Consider the following 9,122-nt stretch of genomic DNA (forward strand, 5'->3'; position numbering starts at 1 on the left):
CCATGTCGGGCGTGCTGCTCGCGTTCTCCTGGCTGACGGTGTTTCCCCTGCGCGGGCCGGATTCCGTCGACCGCGCGGCGGGGGGCCGCGCCATCCGGGCGGCGCCGCTGACCGGGATCGCGCTGGGCGGCCTGGCCGCGGGACTGCTGTGGGCCCTGGTGTCCGCCGGTCTCGACCCCGCCCTTGCCGGCCTGCTGACCGTCGGCGCGCACGCCCTCGCCACCCGCGGCATGCACATCGACGGCCTGTCCGACACCGTCGACGGGCTCGGCTGCTACGGGCCGCCGGAGCGGGCGCGGGCCGTGATGCACAGCGGCGGCGCGGGCCCGTTCGGGGTGTGCGCCCTGGTGATCTACCTGGGCGCGCAGGGGCTGGCGTTCGGATCCCTCGCCGCTGCAGGACAATTCGCGTGCGTGGCGGTCGCCGTGGCGGCCGGGCGGGTGGCGGTCGTGTTCGCCTGCCGGCGCGGAATTCCCGCGTCGTCGACGGAAGGATTCGGCGCGCTGGTCGCCGGAACCCAACCGCTGTGGACGGGTATCGCCTGGACCGTTCCGCTCCTCGCGGCGGCCGCGTGGTGCACCTCGCCGTGGTGGCAGGGACCGGTCGTCATGGCGGTCGCGCTGACGCTCACCGCCCTACTGGTGGCCCACTGCGTCCGGCGGTTCGCCGGCCTGAACGGCGACGTGCTCGGCGCCGCACTCGAGATCACCGTCACCGTCGCGGCAGTCGGACTCGCATTCTGAGCGACCGCCGCGACCGCGGTCAGCGCAGTTTCGTCATCCAGCCGTGGGTGTCGGCGAACGTTCCCCGCTGGATCCCGGTCAACGTGTCGCGCAGGGCCATCGTGACCTCACCGGGCTCTCCGTCCGCGATGGTGAATTCACCCTCGGCCGACTTGACCCGGCCGACGGGTGTGATGACCGCCGCCGTGCCGCACGCGAACACCTCGGTGATCTCACCCGACTTGGTCTTGGTGCGCCATTCGTCGGTGCTGATCCGCCGTTCCTCCACCGCGAAACCGGCGTCCGTCGCGAGGGCCAGCAGCGAGTTGCGGGTGATTCCCGGCAGCAGCGAACCGGACAGCGACGGGGTCACGAGGCGGGCGTCGGACCCGGAGCCGAACACGAAGAAGAGGTTCATGCCGCCCATCTCCTCGACGTACGACCGCTCGATGGCGTCGAGCCAGACCACCTGGTCGCATCCCTCGTCGGCGGCCTGCGCCTGGGCGAGAAGCGACGCCGCGTAATTGCCCGCGAACTTGGCGGCACCGGTGCCGCCGGGGGCGGCGCGCACGTATTCCGTCGACAGCCACACGCTGACCGGCTTCACCCCGCGCGGGAAGTACGCGCCGGCCGGCGACGCGATCAGCAGGTAGCGGTACTCGTCGGCCGGTCGCACCCCCAGACCGGCCTCGGTGGAGAACATGAACGGGCGGAGGTACAGCGCGTCCTCCCCACCGGCGGCGGGAACCCATTCGTGATCGAGCTCGAGCAGTTCGGTGATCGACTTGACGAACAGCTCCTCCGGCAGCTCGGGCATCGCGAGGCGACGGGCCGACGTCGCGAGTCGTTCGGCGTTCGCCTCGATGCGGAACGTCGAGATGCCGCCGTCGGGTTGCCGGTACGCCTTCAAGCCCTCGAAGATGGCCTGCCCGTAGTGGAGCACCATCGCCGCCGGGTCGAGCTGGAGCGGACCGTACGGCTCCACCTTGGCATCGTGCCAGCCGAGCTCCGCGGAGTAGGTGATCGACACCATGTGGTCCGTGAAGTACCGACCGAATCCGGGCGCCGCCAGTATCTCTCGCCGTACCTCGTCGGAGGTGAGGGCGGGATGCGGGACTCGGACGAATTCGGTGACACCTGTCATGCCCGTGATCTTATCGAACGCCTTCCGCCGCCCCGCCGCCGACAGGTCGTCCGGGACAGGCGCTTACTTGGTGTTGATCTCCACGAACGGCGGAGACACCACTACGGCGCGCAGCGAGCGTCCCCGGACGTCCACCGCGATCTCGTCGCCGGCCGACACCCCGGCACCGGAATCGAGCAGCGCCAACGCGATCCCGACCTTCAGCGTCGGAGAGAACGTGCCCGACGTGGTCTCGCCGATCGACTCGCCGTCACGCAGCACGCTCTGGCCTGCGCGCAGCACCCCGCGGTCCAGCGCCTTGATGCCCCACAGCCTGCGCAGCGGACCGGACGCCTTCTCGTCGGTGAGCGTCTCCTTGCCCCAGAACTTCGGCTTCTTCCATCCGATCGCCCACCCGCAGCGCGCCTCGAGCGGAGAGATCTCCAGCGACAGTTCGTGCCCGTGCAGGGGGTAGCCCATCTCGGTGCGGAGGGTGTCCCGGGCACCGAGACCGGCGACCTGCCCCCCGTGCGCGCGAACCTGGTCCACCGCCGCCCGGAACAGCTTCTCGCTGTCCTCCCAGCGGGGCAGCAGTTCGAAACCGACCTCGCCGGTGTACCCGCTGCGGCACACGCGGACGGGGACGCCGTCCCAGGTGGCGTCGGCGAAGGCCATGTAGTCGATGTCGGTGGGCAGGCCGAGCGCGGTGAGCACCTCCACCGACTTCGGCCCCTGCACCGCGATCACACCGAAGTCCCGATGCTGGTTCTCGACCGTGACGCCGGCAGGCGCCGCGGCGGCCAGTGCCGCGACCACGTCCGCGGTATTGGCGGCGTTGGGGACGAGGAACACCTCGTCGGGACTCACGTAATACGCGATCAGATCGTCGACGACCCCGCCCGACGGGGTGCAGCACAGCGTGTACTGCGCCTTGCCGGGACCGATCTTGTCGAGGTCGTTGGTGAGTGCGGAATTGACGAAGGCGGCGGCACCGTCGCCCCGCACGAGCGCCTTGCCGAGGTGGCTGACGTCGAACACCCCCACGGACTCGCGCACAGCGGTGTGCTCGACCACGGTGCCGGCGTACGACACGGGCATCTCCCAGCCGCCGAAGGGAGCGAACGTTGCCCCGAGTTCGACGTGAACGGCGTGGACGGGCCCCTGCGACAACTGCTCCTCGGTCATGCGCCTCAACCTATCGGACCGTCGGGCGCACCGGGTAGACGACGGCGGCGGAGCACTACCATCGGGACGGACGTCGGCCACCCGACACCACCCGCCCCCGAACTGCTGCAGGAGAGACACCGTGAGCACCCACACAGCCCGACCCCTCGGACCACAACTCGCCCTCGCCGGCACCGTCGGCAAGCGCGTGGACGTGCTGGTGATCGGGCTGACGTCGACCTCGGACGGACCCGAAATCGCGCTCGGCGACGGCATCGTCGACGAAGCGGTGCTGACCGATCTGCTCGACACGCTGGTCGCGGTCGGCGCGTCGGGAAAAGCCGAGGAAACCACCCGCGTCCCGGCCCCCGGCGCGCTCCCGGTCGACAGCGTGCTGGCCGTCGGACTCGGTTCGGCGGAGAAGCTGGACGCCGAGCAGATCCGTAAGTCCGCAGGCGCGGCCGCACGCTCGCTCAGCGGCGTCGGCACCGTCGCGACCACCCTGTCCGTGCTCGATCTCGGTGCGGCGGCAGAAGGTTTCGCCCTCGGCGCGTACCGGTTCACCGAGTTCAAGTCCGCGAAGTCCGCGCCCGGCCCCGACGCGCAGCCCATCGCCCGGGTGGAGCTCCTCGTGTCGTCCCCGCGCGCGAAGGAGTCGAAGGACACCCTCGCCCGCTCGGCGGCGATCGCCGAGGCCGTGGCCACCGCCCGCGAATTCGTCAACACTCCCCCGAGCCACCTCTTCCCCGCCGAATTCGCCGACCGTGCAAAGGCTCTCGGCACGGACGCCGGACTGAAGGTCGAGGTCCTCGACGAGAATGCGCTCGAGAAGAACGGCTACGGCGGCATCCTCGGAGTGGGCAAGGGCTCGTCCCGCCTGCCGCGGCTGGTGCGCCTGAGCTACTCCGCGAAGAAGCGCAACGCACCCAAGGTCGCGCTCGTCGGCAAGGGCATCACCTTCGACACCGGCGGCATCTCCATCAAGCCCGCCGCCGGCATGGAGAACATGACGTCCGACATGGGCGGCGCCGCAGCCGTTGTCGCCACCGTCGTCCTCGCCGCGAAGCTCGGACTGCCCGTCGACGTCACCGCCACCGTGCCGATGGCCGAGAACATGCCGTCGTCCACCGCGCAGCGTCCCGGCGACGTCCTCACCCAGTACGGCGGAATCACGGTCGAGGTCATCAACACCGACGCCGAGGGACGCCTCGTCCTCGCCGACGCCATCGTCCGCGCCTGCGAGGACGACCCCGACTACCTCATCGACACCGCGACGCTCACCGGCGCACAGATGGTGGCGCTCGGCAACCGCACGCCCGGCGTCATGGGCACCGACGAGTTCCGCGACCGGGTCGCCGCCATCTCCCAGAAGATCGGCGAGAACGCGTGGGCCATGCCGATGCCCGCCGAACTTCGCTCGGACCTCGACTCGAAGATCGCCGACCTCGCGAACGTCACCAACCACCGCTGGGGCGGCATGCTTGCCGCGGCCCTGTACCTGAAGGAGTTCGTCGCCGACGGCGTCCAGTGGGCGCACATCGACGTCGCAGGCCCGGCCTACAACTCGTCGGGACCGTGGGGATACACCGGTCGCGGCGGCACCGGCGTGCCCGTGCGCACGATGATCTCGGTGATCGAGGACATCGCCGCCAACGGCTAGGCGCTCCGCGCCTGTGCGCCTTTCTGGTTGTTCCAGCTACCAGAAAGGCGCACGAGCACGAAGGGCCTACAGGTCCCGCTCGCGCTCGCGCTTCCGCTCGATCCGGCGGCGTGCGTCGAAGTCGCGCATCCGCTGCGGGTAACCGGTCTTGCGGACGTCGTACACGGGAATGCGGAGATCCTCGCCGAGTTTGCGGGCGCCGCGCTCTCCGCCCACCCGGCGCCGGGTCCACTCGCCGTCGGCCGCGACGAGGACGACGGTGACTTCGGTCACCGTCGTCTGCGGTTCGACGTACGCCTCCACTCCGAGGTGCGTGCGAGTCCAGTTCGCGAGATGGGCGGCATCCTCCGGGGACGCCTGCGATCGGCCGGACCGAGGTCGCGAGAAACGGTCGAACAACCCCACGTCGAGCCTCCTCGAGTGCGTGCGCCGGACCGCGCCGGCAACTGTCCTCCAAGTTTGCCAGCGAACGTCCGGTCACCGCCGCACACGAAAACTACTGGCCGGTAGGCATAACGTCCGGGCGCACCCGAAGTCGCGGCGGGTGCCCCTCGGCGGACACGCCCATCGGATCAATGGAAAGATGTGGAGCGCCGACACAGCGAGTGGGTGACGACGAATCGGAATTACCTGCAAGTAACCCGCAAGACACGTGCATCTCGAGCACAATGGTTCACGACCACAAGTCGACAAAATTCCACAACCCGAACACAACTGTCGAGGAGTCAAAAGACATGGCCTTCTCCGTCCAGATGCCAGCGCTTGGTGAGAGTGTCACCGAGGGAACTGTCACGCGGTGGCTCAAGCAGGAAGGAGACGCGGTCGAAGTTGACGAACCCTTGCTCGAAGTCTCCACGGACAAGGTGGACACGGAAATCCCGTCTCCCGTGGCCGGCGTTCTCAGCAAGATCGTTGCTCAGGAAGACGACACCGTGGAAATCGGTGGCGAGCTTGCCGTGATCGGCGACGCCGGTGAGGCTCCTGCCTCCGACTCCGCTCCCGCTCCCGCCGCCGAAGAGTCCGCCGCGGAGCCGGCTCCCGCCGCCGAGGCCCCGGCCGCCGAGTCTGCGCCCGCCGCGTCCGGCAACGGTTCCGCCGAGGGCACCGCGGTGAAGATGCCGGAACTCGGCGAGTCCGTCACCGAGGGCACCGTCACCCGCTGGCTGAAGGCCGTCGGCGACGAGGTCGCCGTGGACGAGCCGCTCGTCGAGGTCTCCACCGACAAGGTCGACACGGAGATCCCGTCGCCGGTCGCCGGTACCCTCCTCGAGATCAGCGCCGAGGAAGACGACACCGTCTCCATCGGCGGTCAGCTCGCCGTCATCGGTTCCGGCGCACCCGCCGCCAAGCCGGCCGCGGCGCCGAAGCCCGAGCCCACCCCCGAGCCCGCGAAGCCCGCACCGGCTCCGGAGCCGGCGAAGCCCGAGCCCGCCAAGCGCGCCCCGGCTCCCGCAGCGGCTCCGGCCGCATCCGCCCCGGCTCCCGCAGCCGCGGCCCCCGCACCCGCTGCCACCTCCGGGGACAGCACCCCGTACGTCACCCCGCTCGTGCGTAAGCTCGCCGCGGACAACAACGTCGACCTGTCGGCGGTGACGGGCACCGGCGTCGGTGGCCGCATCCGCAAGCAGGACGTCCTGGCCGCCGCCGACGCGAAGAAGGCACCGGCTGCTGCCGCGCCCGCTGCCGCACCGGCCGCCGCCGCTGCCCCCGCAGCAGCATCCGCCGGGGTCCGCCCCGAGCTGGCACACCTGCGCGGAACCACGCAGAAGGCCAACCGGATTCGTCAGATCACCGCCACCAAGACGCGGGAGTCGCTGCAGACCACTGCGCAGCTCACCCAGACCTTCGAGGTCGACGTCACCCGGATCGCGGCCCTGCGGGCGCGGGCCAAGAACACCTTCCTCGAGCGCGAGGGCGTCAAGCTGACGTTCCTCCCGTTCTTCGCGAAGGCCGTCGTCGAGGCGCTGAAGTCGCACCCGAACATCAACGCCAGCTACGACGAGGCGAACAAGCAGATCACGTACTACGACGCCGAGCACCTGGGCTTCGCGGTCGACACCGAGCAGGGCCTGCTGTCTCCCGTCGTCCACAACGCCGGCGACCTGTCGCTGGCCGGCCTGGCCCGCGCCATCGCGGACATCGCCAAGCGCGCCCGCTCCGGTGGACTCAAGCCGGACGAGCTGTCCGGGGGCACGTTCACGATCACGAACATCGGCAGCCAGGGCGCCCTGTTCGACACGCCGATCCTCGTGCCGCCGCAGGCCGCGATGCTCGGCACCGGCGCGATCGTCAAGCGTCCCGTGGTCGTGACCGACGAGTCCGGCAGCGAATCCATCGGCGTCCGCTCGATGTGCTACCTGCCGCTCACCTACGATCACCGTCTCGTCGACGGTGCCGACGCAGGCCGCTTCCTGACCACGATCAAGCAGCGTCTGGAGCAGGGAGCGTTCGAGGCCGACCTGGGTCTCTGATTCGTCACCGACTTCGAGCCGAACGTAGTTTCGCAGGGGCACCATTTCCACACGGGATGGTGCCCCTGCGCTGTGAAGGAGGCTGTTGCACATGCGAGTGGTCATCGCCGGATCCTCCGGGCTGATCGGCACCGCTCTCGTCTCGTCTCTCCGCGGCGACGGCCACGACGTCGTGCGTCTCGTCCGTCGCTCGTCCGCCGGTCCCGACGAGTCGCGCTGGGATCCGCAGAAGGACCGGCTCGACACGGAGATCCTGTCGGACGCCGACGCCGTCGTGAATCTGTGCGGCGTCGGGATCGGTGACAAGCGCTGGACCGGGGCGTACAAGCAGTTGATCCGGGACAGCCGCATCGCCGCGACAGACGTACTGGCGGAGGCCGTCGCCGAGGCCGCGGTTCCCGTGTTCGTCAACGCGAGCGCCGTCGGCTACTACGGTGACACCGGCAACCACGTCGTCGACGAGTCCTCCCCGGCGGGTGAGGGTTTCCTCGCGGACACCTGTCGTGACTGGGAGGCCGCGACCGCCCCCGCAGGCGACTCGAAGGTCCGCACCGTGTTGTTGCGGAGCGGCATCGTCCTGTCCCCGCACGGCGGTCTGCTCGGCCGGCTGAAGACCCTGTACTCGTTCGGGCTGGGAGGGCGGCTCGGCAACGGCCGCCAGTACCTGTCGTGGATCTCGTTGGAAGACGAGATCGATGCGATCAAGTTCGTCCTCACCCGCGAGGACGTGGCCGGACCCGTGAACCTCACCGGCCCGGCGCCGGTCACCAACGCGCAGTTCAACGATGCGGTCGCGCGCACGCTGCACCGCCCCGCACCGTGGATCGTTCCCGGGTTCGCGCTGACCGCGCTGGTGGGCGAGTTCGCGCAGGAAGGCATCCTGGCCGGGCAGCGCGCCATCCCCACGGTGCTCGAAAATGCGGGATTCCGGTTCCGGCACAACACGATCGGTGAGGCCCTCGACGCCGCCCTCGTGCGGTGAACCCAGGTCGCGGCGGTGGGGCGACGGTCCCGGCGTAACCTCTACCGCATGAGCAGCGCGACACAATCCGCCCGTTTCAGCCCCCTACCGATCTCCGTCGAACACCTCGGCCGGATCGGGTATGTCGACGCCTGGGACCGACAGCGCGAGCTGGCGGCCGAACGTGCGGACAACGTGGGCACCGACACGCTGCTGCTGCTCGAACACCCTGCTGTGTACACGGCGGGACGACGGACCGAACCCGGTGACCGCCCCACCGACGGCACGCCCGTCATCGACGTCGACCGCGGCGGGAAAATCACCTGGCACGGCCCGGGACAACTGGTGGGATACCCGATCGTCAAGCTGGCCGAACCGGTCGACGTCGTGCGGTACGTCCGCAGGCTGGAGCAGGCGCTGATCGCCGTGTGCACCGACCTCGGCATCGAGTGTGGCCGGGTCGACGGCCGCTCCGGGGTGTGGCTGCCCGCGTCCCTCGAGAACGGGCACTGGCTGCCCGAGCGCAAGGTGGCGGCCATCGGGGTGCGGGTGCAGCGCGGTGTCGCCCTGCACGGTTTCGCCCTCAACTGCAATTCCGTCCTGACGGGGTTCGACGCCATCGTCCCGTGCGGCATCCGTGACGCCGGTGTCACGTCGCTGTCGCGGGAACTGGGCAGGGACGTGACGATCGAGGAGGTCACCCCCGCCGTCACGGCGGCGGTCGTCGCAGCACTCGACGGCACCCTCCCGGTGACCGAACACGACATCGAGCGGGTCACTTTCGACTCCGCCGCGGCCGAGACGCCGTCCTCCGCCCCCACCTTCACTACTGTTCAGTACGGCTGACGAGCACTCCCCGGCCCGTCGGGCGCGCCGGGCCGGGCGTAGCATCGTTCGCGTGACTGTGGCCCCAGAAGGACGCAAATTGCTCCGCCTCGAGATCCGAAATGCGGAGACCCCGATCGAACGCAAACCGAACTGGATCAAGACGAGAGCGAAGATGGGCCCGGAATACTCCGAG

At 69.8% G+C, this 9,122-nt stretch carries 8 protein-coding genes and 1 pseudogene; 6 read left to right on the plus strand and 3 right to left on the minus strand.

All coding sequences use genetic code 11. The annotated features are described in order from the left end of the window. Positions 1 to 2: 2 nt before the first annotated feature. Entirely contained in the window at positions 3 to 743 is a 741-nt protein-coding gene (locus ACFTWF_RS25890) for an adenosylcobinamide-GDP ribazoletransferase (protein WP_378464005.1), read from the plus strand. Positions 744 to 762: 19 nt separating this feature from the next. Here ACFTWF_RS25890 and ACFTWF_RS25895 read toward each other — a convergent pair whose 3' ends face one another. Both ACFTWF_RS25895 and gcvT read right to left on the minus strand, forming a co-directional pair. After that, the gene (locus tag ACFTWF_RS25895; protein WP_378464006.1) at positions 763 to 1,866 is read right to left on the minus strand and encodes a branched-chain amino acid aminotransferase; all 1,104 of its coding nucleotides are present in this window, start codon (positions 1,864 to 1,866) and stop codon (positions 763 to 765) included. 63 nt (positions 1,867 to 1,929) lie between these two features. Further along, entirely contained in the window at positions 1,930 to 3,030 is a 1,101-nt protein-coding gene (gcvT, locus tag ACFTWF_RS25900) for a glycine cleavage system aminomethyltransferase GcvT (RefSeq protein ID WP_378464007.1), read from the minus strand. 121 nt (positions 3,031 to 3,151) lie between these two features. On the opposite strand from gcvT, the gene ACFTWF_RS25905 reads away from it, so the two are divergent. After that, positions 3,152 to 4,669 (plus strand): leucyl aminopeptidase, encoded by a 1,518-nt coding sequence (locus tag ACFTWF_RS25905; protein ID WP_378464008.1) that lies wholly within the window; start codon positions 3,152 to 3,154, stop codon positions 4,667 to 4,669. A 66-nt stretch (positions 4,670 to 4,735) separates the two neighbouring features. On the opposite strand, the gene ACFTWF_RS25910 is transcribed toward ACFTWF_RS25905, so the two are convergent. Then, positions 4,736 to 5,074, minus strand: a complete 339-nt coding sequence (locus ACFTWF_RS25910; RefSeq protein WP_378464009.1) for an oxidoreductase — start codon at positions 5,072 to 5,074, stop codon at positions 4,736 to 4,738. A gap of 329 nt (positions 5,075 to 5,403) precedes the next feature. On the opposite strand from ACFTWF_RS25910, the gene sucB reads away from it, so the two are divergent. The 4 genes and pseudogenes from sucB to ACFTWF_RS25930 form a co-directional block, all read left to right on the plus strand. Continuing rightward, positions 5,404 to 7,140, plus strand: a complete 1,737-nt coding sequence (gene sucB, locus ACFTWF_RS25915) for a 2-oxoglutarate dehydrogenase, E2 component, dihydrolipoamide succinyltransferase (RefSeq protein WP_378464010.1) — start codon at positions 5,404 to 5,406, stop codon at positions 7,138 to 7,140. Positions 7,141 to 7,231: 91 nt separating this feature from the next. Continuing rightward, entirely contained in the window at positions 7,232 to 8,122 is an 891-nt protein-coding gene (locus ACFTWF_RS25920) for a TIGR01777 family oxidoreductase (RefSeq protein ID WP_378464011.1), read from the plus strand. Between the two features lie 48 nt (positions 8,123 to 8,170). Next, positions 8,171 to 8,947 carry a lipoyl(octanoyl) transferase LipB gene (gene lipB / locus ACFTWF_RS25925; protein ID WP_378464012.1) on the plus strand — a complete coding sequence of 259 codons (777 nt, stop codon included), beginning with the start codon at positions 8,171 to 8,173 and terminating at the stop codon, positions 8,945 to 8,947. A 43-nt stretch (positions 8,948 to 8,990) separates the two neighbouring features. Further along, positions 8,991 to 9,122, plus strand: a pseudogene (locus ACFTWF_RS25930) (lipoyl synthase); the annotation flags it as partial.

Source organism: Rhodococcus sp. NPDC056960 (genome assembly GCF_042674125.1).
In the GTDB taxonomy this organism is placed as follows: Bacteria; Actinomycetota; Actinomycetes; order Mycobacteriales; family Mycobacteriaceae; genus Rhodococcus_F.

Bases quoted from the DNA above. Each gene is read 5' to 3' on its own strand.
- ACFTWF_RS25920 (WP_378464011.1), top strand. From the start codon at position 7,232: ATGCGAGTGGTCATCGCCGGATCCTCCGGGCTGATCGGCACCGCTCTC.
- ACFTWF_RS25890 (WP_378464005.1), top strand. From the start codon at position 3: ATGTCGGGCGTGCTGCTCGCGTTCTCCTGGCTGACGGTGTTTCCCCTG.
- sucB (WP_378464010.1), top strand. From the start codon at position 5,404: ATGGCCTTCTCCGTCCAGATGCCAGCGCTTGGTGAGAGTGTCACCGAG.
- ACFTWF_RS25895 (WP_378464006.1), bottom strand. From the start codon at position 1,866: ATGACAGGTGTCACCGAATTCGTCCGAGTCCCGCATCCCGCCCTCACC.
- lipB (WP_378464012.1), top strand. From the start codon at position 8,171: ATGAGCAGCGCGACACAATCCGCCCGTTTCAGCCCCCTACCGATCTCC.
- gcvT (WP_378464007.1), bottom strand. From the start codon at position 3,030: ATGACCGAGGAGCAGTTGTCGCAGGGGCCCGTCCACGCCGTTCACGTC.